This is a genomic window from Chromobacterium sp. LK11 (genome assembly GCF_001043705.1).
Lineage (GTDB): Bacteria > Pseudomonadota > Gammaproteobacteria > Burkholderiales > Chromobacteriaceae > Chromobacterium > Chromobacterium alkanivorans.
The window spans coordinates 1-17,944 of sequence record NZ_LDUR01000006.1 but is presented as its reverse complement, the minus strand read 5'-3'; the positions used below and the strand labels follow the sequence as shown (position 1 = coordinate 17,944).

General features: G+C 66.8%; 9 protein-coding genes. 8 read left to right on the top strand and 1 reads right to left on the bottom strand.

The features are described 5' to 3' along the window. Nucleotides 1-13: 13 nt before the first annotated feature. The 6 genes from VK98_RS03305 to VK98_RS03280 all read left to right on the top strand — a co-directional run bounded on the left by VK98_RS03305 (nucleotide 14) and on the right by VK98_RS03280 (nucleotide 13,988). Nucleotides 14-1,450, top strand: a complete 1,437-nt coding sequence (locus VK98_RS03305; RefSeq protein WP_048412774.1) for a M48 family metalloprotease — start codon at nucleotides 14-16, stop codon at nucleotides 1,448-1,450. A 312-nt stretch (nucleotides 1,451-1,762) separates the two neighbouring features. Further along, on the top strand, nucleotides 1,763-4,426 hold the full coding sequence (aceE, locus tag VK98_RS03300) for a pyruvate dehydrogenase (acetyl-transferring), homodimeric type (protein WP_048412684.1): 2,664 nt from the start codon (nucleotides 1,763-1,765) through the stop codon (nucleotides 4,424-4,426). Between the two features lie 120 nt (nucleotides 4,427-4,546). Next, a complete protein-coding gene (gene aceF / locus VK98_RS03295; protein ID WP_048412683.1) occupies nucleotides 4,547-6,193 on the top strand; it encodes a dihydrolipoyllysine-residue acetyltransferase in 1,647 nt (548 codons plus the stop codon). A gap of 114 nt (nucleotides 6,194-6,307) precedes the next feature. Next, nucleotides 6,308-8,104: a dihydrolipoyl dehydrogenase gene (gene lpdA / locus VK98_RS03290; protein ID WP_048412682.1), complete on the top strand. Its 1,797-nt coding sequence runs from the start codon at nucleotides 6,308-6,310 to the stop codon at nucleotides 8,102-8,104. Nucleotides 8,105-8,419: 315 nt separating this feature from the next. Beyond that, on the top strand, nucleotides 8,420-10,162 hold the full coding sequence (locus VK98_RS03285) for an autotransporter assembly complex family protein (protein ID WP_048412681.1): 1,743 nt from the start codon (nucleotides 8,420-8,422) through the stop codon (nucleotides 10,160-10,162). A gap of 13 nt (nucleotides 10,163-10,175) precedes the next feature. Continuing rightward, nucleotides 10,176-13,988, top strand: a complete 3,813-nt coding sequence (locus VK98_RS03280; RefSeq protein ID WP_048412680.1) for a translocation/assembly module TamB domain-containing protein — start codon at nucleotides 10,176-10,178, stop codon at nucleotides 13,986-13,988. A 162-nt stretch (nucleotides 13,989-14,150) separates the two neighbouring features. Here the strand turns inward: VK98_RS03280 and VK98_RS03275 are convergent, their stop codons facing one another. Then, on the bottom strand, nucleotides 14,151-15,098 hold the full coding sequence (locus VK98_RS03275; RefSeq protein ID WP_048412679.1) for a LysR substrate-binding domain-containing protein: 948 nt from the start codon (nucleotides 15,096-15,098) through the stop codon (nucleotides 14,151-14,153). Nucleotides 15,099-15,253: 155 nt separating this feature from the next. Here VK98_RS03275 and VK98_RS03270 point away from each other — a divergent pair, with 155 nt between their 5' ends. Both VK98_RS03270 and VK98_RS03265 read left to right on the top strand, forming a co-directional pair. After that, nucleotides 15,254-16,447 carry a M20 aminoacylase family protein gene (locus tag VK98_RS03270; RefSeq protein WP_048412678.1) on the top strand — a complete coding sequence of 398 codons (1,194 nt, stop codon included), beginning with the start codon at nucleotides 15,254-15,256 and terminating at the stop codon, nucleotides 16,445-16,447. Continuing rightward, nucleotides 16,444-17,736 carry an MFS transporter gene (locus VK98_RS03265; RefSeq protein ID WP_048412677.1) on the top strand — a complete coding sequence of 431 codons (1,293 nt, stop codon included), beginning with the start codon at nucleotides 16,444-16,446 and terminating at the stop codon, nucleotides 17,734-17,736. Before VK98_RS03270 ends, VK98_RS03265 begins: the two co-directional genes overlap by 4 nt. Nucleotides 17,737-17,944: the final 208 nt, after the last annotated feature.

Genomic DNA, 17,944 nt, shown 5'->3' with positions numbered 1-17,944 from the left:
CTATCATAGCCGGATGACCAAACAGACCCTGCTGGCCGGCGTGCTGGCGCTGAGCTTGTTGCACCCGTCCGTCAGTTACGCCGATTTGCCCGATCTGGGCGAGGTGTCGGACGCCTCGCTGACGCTGGCGGACGAGAATCGCATCGGCCGCCAGGCTTGGCGCGCGATGCTGGAGGCCGGCGACATCGTCGACGACCAGGAGGTCAACGATTACCTCAACGATATCGGCGGCCGCCTGTCCAGCGGCGTCAAACTGCCCGGCGTCGGCTTCACCTATTTCTGCGTCAACGATCGCGGCATCAACGCCTTCGCCATGCCCGGCGGCTACATCGGCATCAATATCGGCCTGCTGCTGGCGACCCAGAGCGAGGGCGAGCTCGCCTCGGTGCTGGGCCACGAAACCGCCCACGTCGCCCAGCGCCACATCGCGCGGATGAAGGCGGCCAGCAGCGCCACCAGCCCCTTGTTGCTGCTGGGCACCATCATTGCCGCCGCGCTGGCGGCCAAGGCCGGCAGCGGCCAGGGCGCGATGGGGGTGGTCTCCGCCGGCATGGGCCTGTCGATTTCCAATCAATTGGCGTTTTCGCGCGATTTCGAACGCGAGGCCGACCGCGTCGGCATGCAGTATATGAGCCAGGCCGGCTTCGACGTGCGCAGCATGCCGGCCTTCTTCCAGCGCTTGCAGCAGAACGAGCGCTACAGCGACAACGCGGCGCTGGCCTTTCTGCGCACCCACCCGGTGACGCTGGAGCGCATCAGCGAAGCGGAGAACCGCGCGCTGGACTATCCGGTGAAGATGCGCGCCGACAGCGTCGATTATCTGCTGGTGCGCGAGAAACTGCGCGCCTCGACGCTGACGCCGGACGAGGGGCAGCGCTATTACGAGGCGGCGCTGGACCGCGGCCTGTACCTGAACGAGGGCGCGCAATGGTATGGCCTGGCTCAGATCAAGCTGCGTCAGCGCGACGTCGCCGGCGCGCGCCAGGCGCTGGCCAAGGCGCGGGCCAAGCTGCCGGACCACCCGATGCTGTGGGGTTTGGACGTGGCGATAGAACGCGAACGCAAGGACTGGGCCGCCGCCCGCAACGCGGCGCGCGCCGGGCTGGCCCGTTTTCCGCAAAGCCTGTCGCTGCAACTGCTGGATATCGACGTCGCCGTCGCCAGCGGCGACAGCCAGGGCGCGCTGAGCCTGATCAAGACTCAGTTGAACCGCCATCCGGACAATCCGGGGCTGTATCGGCGGCAGGCCAGCTTGTACGCCGACCGCGATCCGCTGCGCTACCACGCGGCGCTGGGCAACGCCTTCTATCATGAGCAGCGCTACCAGCCGGCGATGGAGCAGTTCCAGCTGGCCAGCAAGGCCAAGGGCGACGATTTCTACCTGCGCTCCTCAATCGAAGCGCGCATCCGCGAACTGGACCGCCTGGTTCGCGAGGAGAGGAAGAAGTAAGCGCGCAACTGAAACGAATGTTTCAATTTGCGACAGCAAATCGCAAAAAAACAACATGGTGCGGCGCAATAACCGCTGTTTTCCGCCCCGAAACAAGCGTTAGTACGCTTGACCTATTCCTTTGTGAAAGCCGGAAGACGTACACTTGCTCAAGATACGGCGCTCTTTTCGCAAATGAACATTTTTATTTGCGATTGCGTTCGTTTATAATCTGAAGCTAATAAATAGGTTCGAATTCGAGCCGATTGCAATAACGCGGGGCCGCGCAGTGCTACATACGGCCCCCGATCCACCTTGCTGTGAGGACCAGAGATGGCTGCAACTTTCCCTGACGATATCGATCCGTTGGAAACCCAGGAATGGACTGAAGCGCTGGAGTCGGTGCTGGACGCCGAAGGCCCGGAACGCGCGCATTACCTGTTGGAGAAACTGGTCGAGCGCACCCGCCGCCGCGGCGCCCATCTGCCGTTTGACGCCACCACCGCATACCAGAACAGCATTCCGCTCGGCAAAGAAGTGAAGTCGCCGGGCAACCACGAGATGGAGCATCGCATCCGCTCGATCAATCGCTGGAACGCCGCCGCCTTGGTGCTGCGCGCCGGTAAGAAGGATCTGGAGCTGGGCGGCCACATCGCCTCCTTCCAATCCTCCGCCACCCTGTACGACGTCGGCTTCAACCACTTCTGGCGCGCCCAGAACGATGAGCAAGACGGCGATCTGATCTACTTCCAGGGCCACATTTCCCCGGGCGTGTACGCGCGCGCCTTCATGGAAGGCCGCCTGTCCGCCGAGCAGCTGGACAGCTTCCGCCAGGAAGTGGACGGCAACGGCCTGTCCTCCTACCCGCACCCGTGGCTGATGAAGGACTTCTGGCAGTTCCCGACCGTGTCGATGGGCCTGGGCCCCTTGATGGCCATCTATCAGGCTCGCTTCCTCAAGTATCTGGAAAGCCGCGGTCTGGCCAAGACTCCGGGCCGCAAAGTGTGGTGTTTCTGCGGCGACGGCGAGATGGACGAGCCGGAATCCCTGGGCGCGATCTCGATGGCGTCCCGCGAAGGTCTGGACAACCTGATCTTCGTGATCAACTGCAATCTGCAGCGTCTGGACGGCCCGGTGCGCGGCAACGGCAAGATCATCCAGGAACTGGAAGGCGACTTCCGCGGTTCCGGCTGGAACGTGCTGAAAGTGATCTGGGGCTCGCGTTGGGACCCGCTGCTGGCGATGGACAGCAAGGGCCTGCTGAAGAAGCGCATGGACGAGTGCGTGGACGGCGATTACCAGACCTTCAAGTCCAAGGACGGCGCTTACGTTCGCGAACACTTCTTCGGCAAATACCCGGAGCTGCGCGAAATGGTCGCCAATATGTCCGACGACGAGATCTGGGCGCTGAACCGCGGCGGCCATGACCCGCACAAGGTGTACGCCGCCTACCACGAGGCGTCCAACAACGCCAACGGCCGTCCGACCGTGATCCTGGCCAAGACCATCAAGGGTTACGGCATGGGCGCGTCCGGCGAAGCCAAGAACATCGCGCACCAGGCCAAGAAAATGGACCTGGATTCGCTGCGCAACTTCCGCGACCGCTTCGGCATTCCGGTGTCCGACGCCGACCTGCCGAACGTGCCGTACTACCTGCCGGCCGAAGACAGCCCGGAAATGAAGTACATGCGCGAACGCCGCGCCGCGCTGGGCGGCTACCTGCCGGCGCGCAAGCCGGTGACCACCGCGCTGCAAACCCCGGAACTGTCCGTGTTCGACGCGCAGCTGCAAGCGTCCGGCGACCGCGAGTTCTCCACCACGATGGCCTTCGTCCGCATGCTGGGCACCATCATGAAGGACAAGAACATCGGTCAGCGCGTGGTTCCGATCGTGCCGGACGAGTCCCGGACCTTCGGCATGGAAGGCATGTTCCGCCAGTACGGCATCTGGTCCACCCAGGGTCAGAACTACGTGCCGCAGGATCATGACCAGCTGATGTTCTACAAGGAATCCAAGGACGGCCAGATCCTGCAGGAAGGCATCAACGAGCCGGGCGCGATGGCCGACTGGATCGCCGCGGCGACCAGCTACGCCAACAGCAGCCAGCCGATGATTCCGTTCTACATCTACTACTCGATGTTCGGCTTCCAGCGCATCGGCGACCTGGCCTGGGCCGCCGGCGACATGCGCGCCCGCGGTTTCCTGCTGGGCGGCACCGCCGGCCGCACCACGCTGAACGGCGAAGGCCTGCAGCACGAAGACGGCCACAGCCACATCCAGGCCGGCCTGATCCCGAACTGCATCAGCTACGACCCGACCTTCGCCTATGAACTGGCGGTGATCGTGCAGGACGGTCTGCGCCGCATGTACGCCGAGCAGGAAGACGTCTTCTACTACCTGACCCTGATGAACGAAAACTACGTTCACCCGGCGATGCCGGCGGGCGCGGAAGAAGGCATCCTGAAGGGCATGTATCTGCTGCAGGACGGCGGCGACGCCCAGGTGAAAGTGCAGCTGATGGGCTCCGGCACCATTCTGCGCGAAGTGATGGCCGCGGCCGACCTGCTGAAGGCGGACTTCGGCATCGGCGCCGACATCTGGAGCGTGACCTCCTTCAATCAGCTGCGTCGCGACGGCATGGAAGCCGAGCGCCACAACCTGCTGAACCCCGCCGCCGAAGCGCGCGCCTCCTACGTGGCGCAGCAACTGGCCGGCCGTCAGGGTCCGGTGGTGGCCGCGACCGACTACATCCGCAACTACGCCGACCAGATCCGCGAATACGTTCCGGGCCGTTACGTGGTGCTGGGCACCGACGGCTTCGGCCGCTCCGACAGCCGCGCCAATCTGCGTTCCTTCTTCGAGGTGGATCGCTACCACGTGGCGCTGGCGGCCTTGTCCGCGCTGGCGCGCGACGGCAAGATCGAAGCGTCCAAGGTGGCCGAGGCGATCGCCAAGTACGGCATCAAGACCGACAAGCTGCCGAGCTGGAAGGTGTAATCGCAGGGCGGAAGCCCCGGTCCAGGCCGGGGCCTTCCGCCTTTGCACGGCAAGCGAATCTGTAGCGGATATCCGGCGGCAAGCCCCGACAGGGGCTTCCGCCTTACGAATGGAAAGCTCATGAGCAATCTGATCGAATTGAAAGTGCCCGACATCGGCGGTCACAGCAATGTAGACATCATCGAAGTATTCATCGTCCCGGGCCAGACCGTGTCCGTGGACGATTCCCTGATCACGCTGGAAACCGACAAGGCCACCATGGAAGTGCCGGCGGAAACCGCGGGCGTGATCAAGGAAGTCAAAGCCGTCGTCGGCGGCAAGATTTCCGAAGGCGACGTGATCGCCATCCTGGAAGTGGGCGCCGCCGCGTCCGCTCCGGCCCCGGCGGCCGCCGCGCCGGCTCCCGCAGCCGCCCCGGCCGCTGCTCCGGCTCCGGTCGCTGCCGCCCCGGCCGCCGCGCCTGCAGCGCCCGCGGCCTCCGGCCGCAGCGAAATCCGCGTGCCTGACATCGGCGGCCACAACGGCGTCGACGTGATCGAAGTCACCGTCAAGGTTGGCGACGACATCGCCGTCGACGACAGCCTGATCACGCTGGAAACCGACAAGGCCACGATGGAAGTGCCGGCCTCCGCCGCCGGCCGCGTGGTGGAAGTTAAAGTGAAAGTGGGCGACAAGGTCAGCGAAGGCGATCTGATCGTGGTGGTGGAAGGCGCTGTCGCCGCCGCCGCTCCGGCCGCAGCAGCCGCCTCGGCTCCGGTCGCGGCCCCGGCCGCTCCGGCCCCGGTAGCCGCAGCGCCCGTCGCCGCTCCGGCGCCGGCCGCAGCCGCAGCCATCGACGAAACCTCCTTCTCCAAGGCCCACGCCGGTCCGTCGGTGCGCCGTCTGGCGCGCGAACTGGGCGTGGACCTGGGCAAGGTCAAGGGCAACGGCCGCAAGGGCCGCATCACCGACGCCGACGTCAAAGCCTTCGTCAAGGGCGTGATGCAGAACCCGGCGGCGCTGGCTCCGGCCGCCGCGGCTTCCTCCGGCGGCGGTCTGGACCTGCTGCCGTGGCCGAAAGTCGATTTCGCCAAGTTCGGCCCGATCGAAACCAAGCCGCTGTCCCGCATCCAGAAGATCTCCGGCGCCAATCTGTCGCGCAACTGGGTGATGATTCCGCACGTGACGTTCAACGACGAGTGCGACATCACCGAGCTGGAAGACTTCCGCAAGACCGTGGGCAAGGAGTGGGAAAAGTCCGGTCTGAAGATCAGCCCGCTGGCCTTCATCATCAAGGCCGCCGCCGAGGCGCTGAAAGCCTTCCCGGCCTTCAACAGCTCGCTGGACGGCGACAACCTGGTGCTGAAGCAGTACTACCACATCGGCTTCGCCGCCGACACGCCTAACGGCCTGGTGGTGCCGGTGATCAAGGACGCCGACAAGAAAGGCCTGCGCCAGATCGCTCAGGAACTGACCGATCTGTCCAAGCTGGCCCGCGAAGGCAAGCTCAAGCCCACCGACATGCAGGGCGCCACCTTCACCATCTCCAGCCTGGGCGGCATTGGCGGCACCAGCTTCACGCCCATCGTGAACGCGCCGGAAGTGGCCATCCTCGGCGTCTGCAAATCGCAGATCAAGCCGGTGTGGAACGGCAAGGAATTCGCGCCGCGCCTGATGTGCCCGCTGTCGCTGTCCTTCGATCACCGCGTGATCGACGGCGCCGCCGCCGCGCGCTTCACCGTGCATCTGGGCAAACTGCTGTCCGATGTGCGCCGCCTGATTCTGTAATCGCCAGCCGGGCGGCCGCCCCGGCCTGGCCGGAGCGCGTCGCCCAAGCGAACGATTCTGCTGAATATCGGCGGAGGCCCCCGGGCTTCCGCCCTACGTTGCGGATGGAAAACCATGAGCAATCTGATTGAATTGAAAGTCCCGGACATCGGCGGCCACGGCAACGTGGACGTGATCGAAGTCTTCGTCAAGCCGGGCGACGTGATCGCCAAAGAAGCCAGCCTGATCACGCTGGAAACCGACAAGGCCACGATGGAAGTGCCGGCGGAAGCCGCCGGCGTGGTCAAGGAAGTTAAAGTCGCCGTCGGCAGCAAAGTGTCCGAAGGCGATCTGATCGTGGTCATCGAAGCCGCCGGCGCCGCCGCGGCTCCGGCCGCGCCCAAGCCGGTGGAAACCACCGGCGTCGCCTCCGCCACCACCCAGGCCGGCTTCGCGCCGCAAGCCGCTCCGGTGGCCGCCAGCCATAGCGGCGGCGCCGACATCGAGTGCGACGTGATGGTGTTGGGCGGCGGTCCCGGCGGTTATTCCGCCGCCTTCCGCGCGGCCGATCTGGGCCTGAAAGTGGTCATCGTCGAGCGTTACTCCACCCTGGGCGGCGTCTGCCTGAACGTGGGCTGCATCCCGTCCAAGGCGCTGCTGCACAATGCGGCGGTGATCGACGAAGTCAGCCACCTGGCCGCCAACGGCATCAAGTTCGGCAAGCCGGAAGTGGATATCGACATGCTGCGCGGCTACAAGGAAAAGGTCATCGCCAAGCTGACCGGCGGCCTCGCCGGCATGGCCAAGGCGCGCAAGGTGGAGATCGTGCGCGGCAACGGCCGTTTCATCGATCCGCATCACATCGAAGTGGCCGCCACCACCGGCAAGGGCCGCGAAGAGAGCGGCGAGAAGAAGATCGTCAAGTTCAAGAACGCCATCATCGCCGCCGGCTCCCGCGTGGTGAAGCTGCCGTTCATTCCGGACGATCCGCGCGTGGTGGACTCCACCGGCGCGCTGGAGCTGAAGGGCGTGGCCAACCGCATGCTGATCATCGGCGGCGGCATCATCGGCCTGGAAATGGGCACCGTCTACTCCACGCTGGGCGCGCGCCTGGACGTGGTGGAAATGATGGACGGCCTGATGCAGGGCGCGGACCGCGACCTGGTCAAGGTGTGGCAGAAGTGGAACGCCCACCGTTTCGACAACATCATGCTGAACACCAAGACCGTGGCCGTTGAGCCCAAGGACGACGGCGTATGGGTGACTTTCGAGGGCGAGCAAGCGCCGAAAGAACCGCAACGCTACGATCTGGTGCTGTACGCCACCGGCCGCGCGCCCAACGGCAAGCTGCTGGGCGCCGAGAACGCCGGCATCGCTGTGACCGACCGCGGCTTCATCCCGGTGGACAAGCAGCAGCGCACCAATGTGCCGCACATCTTCGCCATCGGCGACATCGTCGGCCAGCCGATGCTGGCGCACAAGGGCGTGCATGAAGGCCATGTGGCGGCGGAAAACTGCGCTGGTCAGAAATCCTACTTCGACGCGCGCGTGATCCCAGGCGTGGCCTACACCGATCCGGAAGTGGCTTGGGTCGGCGTCACCGAGGACGAGGCCAAGAAGCAGGGCCTGAAGATAGAGAAGGGCGTGTTCCCGTGGGCCGCCTCCGGCCGCGCCATCGCCAACGGCCGCGACGAAGGCTTCACCAAGCTGATCTTCGACGCCGAAAGCCACCAGATCATCGGCGGCGGCATCGTCGGCCCGCACGCGGGCGACATGATAGGCGAAGTCTGCCTGGCCATCGAAATGGGCTGCGACGCCACCGACATCGGCAAGACCATCCACCCGCACCCGACCATGGGCGAGTCCATCGGCATGGCGGCGGAAGTGGCGCACGGCACTTGCACCGATTTGCCGCCGCAGCGCAAGAAGTAAGCGCGGCACGGCGAGGACAAAGGCGAGCCCAAAGGGTTCGCCTTTTTTATGCGCATCGTCTTAAATGACGGGGCGGCAAAACTATTGCCGGCGCGGCCGGTCTCACCGCCTTGCGCCGCCATGACGCGCATTGCCGGGCTGCGATGAGCAAAACTGATGCCTCCGCAGCATGTCCTGAATTGCAGTTGAATATAAATTAAGCTTTTGGTTTAAGAAAACGCCGGTCTGTTCCCGCGATTTTGAAGCCGCCCAGCCGCTTCTCGCCAGCCGCCGCAAGTTTCGTTACCATGGCCTCGACACCAAACGAATCGGACCATGCCAAGCTCCCGCCTGCTTATTTCATTGATCTTATTGCTGTCGGCGACGCCCGTCTGGGCCAAGCTCGATTACAGCGTGCGCGTCGACGCGCCTTCCGGTCTGGCCGGCTTGCTGCAAGACAATCTGGAATTGGTCACCAGCCGTCTGGAAGAGGAAATGGACGAAACGCTGCTGGCCGAACTGGTGCGCAGCACCCCGGAGGACGCGCGCAAGCTGCTGGAGACCGAGGGCTATTTCGACGCGCGCGTCAATGTGCGCGAAGAAGGTGCCCGGCAGTACGTGATCGAGGTCAAGCCCGGCGAACCCACGCTGATCGACGACGTCACCATCCGCCTCGCCGGACCGATACGCGAGGAAGGCGATTTCCAGCAACGCTTCGCCGCGGTGCTGGAGGCCTGGTCGCTGCCCATGGGCGCGCCTTACCGTCAGTCAGACTGGGACAGCAGCAAGCGCGCGGTGATGCGCTTGATCACCGCCGACCGTTTCCCCAAGGCGCAAATCAGCAAGAGCGCGGCGGAAATCGACCCGGCCACCCGCCGCGCGCAGCTGGTGGTGGACATCGACAGCGGGCCGGTGATCCTGTTCGGCGACATCACCGTCAAGGGCATGAAGCGCTATCCGGAAAAGATCGCCACCGGCCTGGCCGATTTCTCCCCCGGTACCGCCTACCGCTTGCAGAAGATTTTCGATTACCAGTCCGCGCTGGAGCAGGCGCCGCATTTCTCCAATGTGGTGGTCAGCGCCGACATGGCCCATATCGACCCGGACAGCCATCGGGTGCCGGTGGAGGTGGACGTCACCGAGATGCCGCGCCAGAAGCTGGAGCTGGGCCTGATCTACGACTCCAGCGACGGCCCCGGCGTGCGCGTCGGCTACGACCATTACAATATCTTCCGCCGCGGCTACACCGGCTCGCTGGTGACCAACTGGAAGAAGAACCAGCAATCGCTGTCGCTGGGTCTGGGCTTTCCGCGCCAGTCCGACGGCTATTCCCACTCCATCACCAGCGCTTTCAAGACCGACGACGTGCAGGGCCTGAAAACCCGCAGCAGCGACGTCGGCGGCTGGCGCACCCGCACCCGCGGCAATATCGAGGCGCGCCTCGGTCTGCAATACCTGATGGAAAGCGAAGAGGCCGGCGGCGTGTCCAATAAGGACACCCGCGCCTTGCAACTGGTCTACGGCTGGACCCAGCGCGCGGTGGACGACCTGATGCGGCCGCGCTCCGGCGTGTTGCTGGACTTCCAGCTGTCCGGCACCGTCGGCAGCGCCTTGTCTTCCACCTCCTATGTGCGCGGCTACGCCCGCACCGTCGGCTACTGGTCGCCGTTCCCCAAGTACGGCACCTTCGTCGGCCGGCTGGAGCTGGGCCAGGTGTGGGCCAACGATCAGGACGCGGTGCCGTCCTCCATCCTGTTCCGCGCCGGCGGGGCCAACAGCGTGCGCGGCTACGATTACCAGAGCCTGGGCCTGGCGGGCCCCAACGGCTCGGTGCTGGGCGGCCGCGTGGTGGCCACCGGCAGCCTGGAGTATCAAATCCCGATCAAGCCGGACTGGTATCTGGCGCTGTTCACCGACGCCGGCAACGCCAGCCAGAGCTGGAAGGGCTTCCAAGTGGAGCGCGCCAACGGCGTGGGCGTGCGCTGGATGAGTCCGGTGGCGCCGCTGGCCTTCGACTTCGCCAAGGCGGAGCGCGACGGCAAGATCCGCTGGAACCTCAGCCTGGGCCTGGCTTTCTGACCCGAATGCATTCATGAGCGAAACCGACACCTCCCCCGTCCCCGACACCGCCCCGCCGCCGCCGGCCAAGCCCAAGCGCCGTCGCTGGCGCTGGCTGCTGTGGCTGCCGCTGTTGCTGATCGCCGCGCTGTTGGCCGCCAGCGCCTGGCTGACCGGCAGCCGCGCCGGCTTCGCCTGGCTGATGCAGTCGCTGGGCGGCCTCAGCGGCAACGCCGTCAGCGTCAAGCAGGCCGAAGGCACGCTGTGGGACGGCTTCAAGCTGAGCGATGTGCGCGTGCGCAGCGCCGGCAGCGACGTGGACATCGAATCCGTGAAGTTGGATTGGCAGCCGAGCGCGCTGTGGCAGCGCCAGCTGTGGCTGCGCCAATTGGCGGTGGGCCACGTCAAGGTGGCGCTCAAGCCGACGCCGGACACTCCTTCTAGCGGCGCGCCGGAATCGCTGGCCTTGCCGCTGAGCATTCGTCTGGACCGTCTCAGCGTGGCCAGCGTGACGCTGGAGCCGGCCAAGCTGCGGCTTTACGGCCTGGAAGCCGGCTACGTCTACGACGGCCGGCGCCACGATCTCAAGCTCAAGCGTTTGGGCTCGCCCTGGGGCGAGGCGGCCGCGGCGCTGCAATTGGCCGACGCCAAGCCCTTCGCGCTGCAGGGCAAGCTCAGCGCCGACGGCGAGCTGGACAAGATTCCCTATCAGGCGCGGCTGGCGCTGGGCGGCAGCCTGTTGCAACTGAGCTTCGACGGCGAACTGTCCGGCAAGGACTTGGTGGCCGACGTCAAGGGCGGCCTGCTGCCCTTCGCCAGCAATCCGTTCAACAGTTTCACCCGGCTGGACGCGCGCATGGCCGGCATCAATCCGCAAGCCATCCTGCCGGAATGGCCGCGCGCCAAGCTCAGCCTGGCGGTGTTCGCCGAGCCGGACGCCGGCCAGCGCGTCAAGGGCGGGCTGACCCTGCTCAACGAGCAGGCCGGCCCCCTGTCCGAGCAGCGGCTGCCGCTGTCCTTGCTGGCCGGCGAGTTCCGCGCCGACGACAAGGCGCTGGAGCTGTTCAACACCCACGCCCGGATCGCCGGCGGCGAGATCGGCCTGGCCGGCCAGGTGCGGCCGGACCGGCTCAAGCTGGCGCTGGACATTTCCAAGCTGGGCCTGCGGCAGTTGCACGCCGACGCGCCGGACGACAGCCTGGACGGCCGGGTGATGCTGGACGGCCCGCTGAGCGGGCCCAACATCCTCGCCCAGCTCAAGGGCAAAACCCTGCAGGCCAAGGCCGACGTCGGCTTCGCGCCGGCGCCGCGTCCGGCGCTGCTGATTCGGCAGGCGGAGTTGACCGCCGGCGTCGGCACCCTGGCCTTGGCCGGCCAGCTGGGCCTGGACGGCAAGCAGCTGTTCGATTTCAGCGGCAAGCTCAATCGCGCCGATCCGTCCAGACTCAAGCCCGGCCTGCCCAGCGGCGACCTCAACGCCAGTCTGCAGGCCAAGGGCCAGCTGGCCAGCCCGCTGAGCGTGGCGGCCAAGCTGCAATTCGCGCCCAGCAAATTGTCCGGCGCGCCGCTCAGCGGCGCCGCCGACCTGCAGCTGCAGGGCGAACGGCTGAAATCGCTGAGCGCCGATCTGAGGCTGGCGCAGAACCGGCTGCAAGCCAACGGCGCTTACGGCGCCGCCGGCGACAAGCTCAAACTCTTGATCGACGCGCCCAATCTCGGCCTGATCGGCCCCGGTTTCTCCGGCGTGGTCAAAGGGCAGGGCGAACTGGCCGGCACGCCCAAGGCGCCGCTGATCAGCGCCAATCTGCAGGCCGACCGCCTGAAGCTGCCGGGCAATATCGCGGTGCAAAGCATGCAGTTCAGCGGCAACGTCAAGGCCGATCAGAACAGCCCGTTCCAGCTCAAGCTGGATGTGGCCGCTTTGCAGGCCGGCGGCTTCCGCGCCGAGCAGCTGCGCGCCAGCGCCAGCGGCACCCGCGCGCGCCACGGCCTGCAGCTGGACGGCCGCTTCCGCCTGGCCGATCACCCCTACGCGTTGCAATTGGCGGCCAACGGCGGCCTGCGCGGCGAGGCCGGGCCCTGGGCCGGCACCTTGAACAAGCTGGAACTGAGCGGCCGTCCCGGCCTCAGCCTGCTGGCGCCGGTGGCGCTGGAGCTGGGCGAGCAGATCAAGGTGGGCAACGCCCGGCTGGCGGCGCTGGGCGGCAGCATCACCCTGGCCGAACTCAATCGCGGCGCCAACGGCGCGCTCAGCACCCGCGGCTCCGCGCGCGGCCTGCGCCTGGCGGAGCTGGGGCCCTTGCTCAGCCTGCCGGTGAAGCAGGACCTGAGCTTCGACTCCGACTGGAATCTGAACCTGGCAGCCAACGCCAAGGGCCAATTCGTGCTGCGGCGCGCCGGCGGCGACGTGCTGCTGCCGGGCGACAAGGGCAAGGACGCGGCGCTGGGCTTGAAGACCGCCGCCGCCACGCTGACCCTGGACGGCGGTCGCGTCTTGTTCGATCTGAATCTGGATAGCCGCTACGCCCAGCTGCAAGGCAAGGGCTCGCTGCCGTGGAACGGCGGCGCCATCGACGCCAAGACCCCGCTCAACGCCACCGTCAGCGCCAGCGTGCCCTCGCTGGCGACGCTGGCCAGCTTCGCCGGCCCTTCGCTGGAGCTGGGCGGCCAGATCGGCGCCAATCTGGCGCTGACCGGCGCCTTGAGCCAGCCTATGGCGCAAGGGACGATACGCGGCGACAAATTGCTGTTGGCCGACCGCCGCACCGGCATCCGCCTGGGCGACGGCAGCCTGCTGGCGCGGCTGGACGGCCGCAAGCTGGTGCTGGACCGCTTGCGCTTCGCCGGCGGCGAAGGCGAGGTGGCGGCCAGCGGCGCGCTGGATCTGAGCGGCGACACCCCGGACGCGAGGGTGGCGGTGGAATTGCGCAAGTTCGGCGTGTTCGATCGTCCCAACCGCCGCCTGGTGGTGTCCGGCCGCACCGAACTGGCGATGGTGGCCGGCAAATTGTCGCTGACCGGCCATATCCGAGCCGACCAGGGCCGCATCGGCCTGCCCAAGTTCGGCGCGCCCAGCCTGAGCGACGATGTGCTGGTCAAGGGCCGGCCGGAGCCGGAACCGTCGGCCTTCGCCAGCATGCCGCTGACGGTGGCGCTGGATCTGGACCTGGGCGACCGCTTCCGCTTCTCCGGCCAGGGTCTGAACGTGGATCTGACCGGTTCGGTGCGCGTCAGCGCCAACCCGGGCGAAGCGCCGGGCGCCAAGGGTCAGGTGCGCGTGGTCAAGGGCCGCTACAAGGCCTACGGCCAGGATCTGGACATCGAGTACGGCGCCATCACCTTCAACGGCCCGCTGGACAATCCGCTGCTGAACGTGCGCGCCAAGCGTCGCTTGTCGCCGGTGGGCGCCGGCGTGGAGGTCAGCGGTTCGGTGTCCATGCCCAAGGTGAGGCTGGTCGCCGACGAGCCGATGTCGGAAAAGGACAAGCTGGCCTGGCTGGTGTTGGGCCGGGCGGCGAGCGGCGAGCGCGACGACAACGATCTGGCGGCCTCCGCCGGCATGATGCTGGCCGGCTCGCTCAACGACCAGATCGGCCTGTTCGACGACCTGGGCGTGTCCAGCCGCAAGGAAAAAACCCTGGCCAACGGCACGGTGAGCCCGGCGGAGCAGGTGGTGACGGTGGGCCGTCAGCTGACCCGCGAACTGTATCTGGGCTACGAGTACGGCGTGACCAGCGCCAATCAGGCGGTGAAGCTGGCTTATCAGCTGAGCAAGGGCTGGTCCATGGTGTTGCGGGCCGGCACCGACGCCTCGGTGGAGTCGCGCTACACCTTGCGTTTCGACTGAGCGCGACACCGCGTTTCCCAGCGCTTGTTCAAAGTCGCGCGAGCTAGGGCGGGGCAAGGCGAAAACGGCCGAAAACGCGGAGTGCGCGCGTGGTGCGCGAGCATTTCGAGGGAGTAGCCGCCGTGATAGCTGTCGCCAAGCGCAGCGGACTTTGAACAGCGTCTAAAACCGCAGCGTCAGCATCCGCGCCAAGGCCCGGTCCTCCGGTCGGGCCGAGCGCAGGCGCTGGCGCAGCGTCTGCCGCAGGCAGTCGATGAAGCAGCGCGCGGCGTAGCCGTGGGCCTGGCCCTGCAGGCTGATGACGCCGATGACGATCTCTTCCATCTCTTCCCGCAGCGACAAGGCCTGGGCCTTGCCGGCGAATTCCGGACACAGCAGCAAGGGCTCCGGCCCGTAGCTGAGCATGCCGGCCTGCACCAGGCCGGCCAGCAAGGCCATGGACTGCGCGCAGATCAGCCGTTCCGGCGCGATGGCCAGGCCGTGGCGGTTGAACAGCCGGTCCAGCACGTGGCGGTAACTGGCCGGGCTGTAATTGACCACCCAGTCCTGTTCCAGCAGCGCGGACAAGGACGTCGCGCTCAGCGCCGGATGGCCGTTGCGGGCGAACACCCGACCGCCGTGGCTGAACAGAGGCTGGCAATGGAATTCCTGGGCCAGCGGCTCGAACAGCGGGGCGATGGCGAAATCCATCTGGCCGTCGCGCAGCCGCGGCAGCGCCACCGCCAGCAGGCCTTCGAACAATTCCAGCCGGATCGCCGGCAGCCGTTGGCGGAAACGCAGCACCACCTCCGGCAACAGCGTGGGCACCAACCAGGGCGTGACGCCTATGCACAGCCTGGCGTCGCGCTGGCCGCGCAGCGCCTCCATCTCGCCGTGGGCGCGCTCCAGCTGCATCGCCACCTGGCGCGCGTGGATCAGCAAGGCCTGACCCGCCTCGGTCAGCCGCGCGCCGCTGGCGTGCCGCTGCAGCAGCGGCAGCCGCTGTTCTTCCTCCAGTTCGCGCAGCGTCTTGCTGACCGCGGCCTGCGACAGCTCCAACATGCGCGCGGCGGCGCGAATGCCGCCGCCGTCGGCCAGCGCGATCAGCGCTTGCAGTTGCTGCAGTTTCATCTGTGCTCCAAGTAGACAACCAGAAGTGTTCTCGATCACTTTCCCGCGGCTATTCACTTATTAACTATTGCCGCTAGTCTGTTATCGCCGCCGCGGTCTTCGCGGCCGACGATAGTGTGCGCCAAGCGGCGCGCGCAGACAAAGGAGACTAGAGCATGAACACGCGCATACTGCCCGGCATCCGCGACATCGCTTCGGCGATGATTGCGCTGCGCCACGAGATCCACGCCCATCCCGAATTGGGCTTCGAAGAGGAGGAGACCCGCCGTCATGTGATCCGTTGTCTGCGCGACTGGGGCTACGAGATTCATGAAGGACTGGGCGTGACCGGGGTGGTCGGCACCCTGCGCCGCGGCGCGGGGCCGAGCATAGGCCTGCGCGCCGACATGGACGCGCTGCCGATTCAGGAAAACACCGGCCTGCCTTGGGCCAGCCGCATCGACGGGAAAATGCACGCCTGCGGTCACGACGGCCATACCGCGATGTTGCTGGCGGCGGCTTGCGAGCTGGCGCGGCGCGACAGCTTCCGCGGCACCGTGCATCTGTTCTTCCAGCCGGCCGAGGAGGGGCACGGCGGTTCCGGCGCCAAGCGCATGCTGGACGACGGCCTGTTCCGGCTCTTCCCCTGCGACGCCATCTTCGCGATGCACAATATGCCGGGCTTCCCGGTGGGCAAGCTGGGGTTTCTCTCCGGCCCCTTCATGGCGTCCACCGACACCGCGGTGATCCGCATCCACGCCACCGGCGGTCACGGCGCGATGCCGCACAAGGCGGTGGACCCGGTGGTGGTGGCGGCCTCGCTGGTGATGGCGCTGCAAAGCGTGGTGGCGCGCAATGTGCCGCCGCTGGAGACCGCGGTGGTGACGGTGGGGGCGATTCTGGCCGGAGAGGCGCCGAACGTGATCCCGGAAAGCGCGGAAATGCGCTTGAGCATACGCGCGCTGCGGCCCGAGGTGCGCGAGCTGCTGCAACGGCGCATCGAAACGCTGGCCGAGGCGCAGGCCGCCGGTTTCGGCGCGCGCGCCGAGGTGGATTACCAGTACGGCTACCCGATGCTGGTCAACGACGCGGCGGCCACCGCGCTGGCGCGGCAGGTGGCGCTGGACTGGCTGGGCGAGGACGGGGTGGTGACGGAGATGCAGCCCTTGACCGGCAGCGAGGATTTCGCCTTCTGGCTGGAACAGGTGCCGGGCTGTTATCTGATCATAGGCAACGGCGACGGCGAGGGCGGCTGCATGGTGCACAACCCCGGTTACGACTTCAACGACCAGGCCTTGCCGGTGGGCGCCAGCTACTGGGTCAAGCTGGTGGAGCGTTACCTGGGCGGCGCGGCCGGGGGCGGGCAATGACGGCCGCCCAGTTGTCGGCGGCGCGGCCGGCCGCGCCCAGCCGGCGCGCGATCACCGCCATCACCGTGGGCAATGCGCTGGAGTTCTACGATTTCATCGTCTACAGCGCGCTGGCCACTCTGATGGGGCGCTTGTTCTTCCCGTTCAGCGACGAGCCGCTGCTGCAGCTGATGCTGTCGTTCGCGGTGTTCGGCACCGGCTTCGTCAGCCGGCCGATAGGCGGCATCGTCATCGGCCTGTACGCGGACCGTTGCGGCCGCAAGCCGGCGCTGCGGCTGAGTCTGTGGCTGATGGCGATAGGCTCGATGCTGTTCGTGGTGGCGCCCACCTATGCCCAGGCTGGCTTGCTAGGGCCGGCGCTGGTGGTGCTGGGCCGCTTGGTGCAGGGTTTCGCCGTCGGCGGCCAGGTGGGCGCGGCCACCTCGATGCTGATGGAGTATGCCGACGACCGCTCGCGCGGCTATTACTGCAGCTGGCAGTTGTTCAGCCAGGGGCTGGGGGTGTTGGCCGGCACGCTGACGGTGAGCGCCTTGAGCGCGCTGTTGCCGGCGGCGGCGATGGAGGCCTGGGGCTGGCGGCTGGTGTTCGCCATCGGCGTGCTGGCGATTCCGGTGGGCGAGTACATCCGCAGCCAGCTGGACGAAACCGCGGCGTCGGCGCTGGCGCCGCAGGCGGCGGCGGAGCCGGCCGCTTCCTTGCTGCGCCGGCACGGACGGCAGCTATTGGCCGGGGTGTTGCTGACCATAGGCGGCACCGCGCCCACCTTCATCGTCGCCCACTACCTGGCCAATCACGCGGTGACGGTGCTGGGCATGCCGCTGGCGGTGGCGATCTGGGCGGCGTCGACCTCGGCCCTGCTGCAAGTGCTGTTGGCGGTGCCGGCCGGACGCTGGAGCGATCGCGTAGGCCGGCGCAAGTCGCTGCTGTGGCCGAGGCTGGTGTTGTTGCTGCTGATCTATCCGGGTTTCATGCTGGTCAACGCGGTGCCCGGCTGGCCGGTGCTGCTCTTGGTGGTGGCGGCCTTGACGGTTCCGCTGGTGTATACCTCGGTGCCCAGCATCGCCTTGCTGCCGGAGTTGTTTCCGCGCCGCATCCGCGCCAGCGGCATGTCCATTGTTTACTGCGTCGGCGTGATGATCTTCGGCGGCTTCGCCCAGTTCTTCGCCGCCGGCCTGATCCGGCTGACCGGCGACCCCAACGCGCCGGCCTTGTACGCGGCGCTGTGCATCCTGGTGTCGCTGATAGGGCTGGCGATGGTGCCGGAGACGGCGAACCGGCCGCTGGACTGAGCTGGGAAGGCGGGCCCGGCCTTGCATGGCCGGGCTTGGAACCGCCAACAACACCGCGCAGAGAAGCGGAGCCAAGGCGCGCTGACGCAGGATCGGGGGTTTGCTTAGCGAGTCTGAGAGCCTGTTCAAAGTCTCGCGAGCAAGGGCGAGACAAGGCGAAAACTAGCGAAAAAGCGGCGTGTACTAGTGGTGCATGAGCATTTTGAGC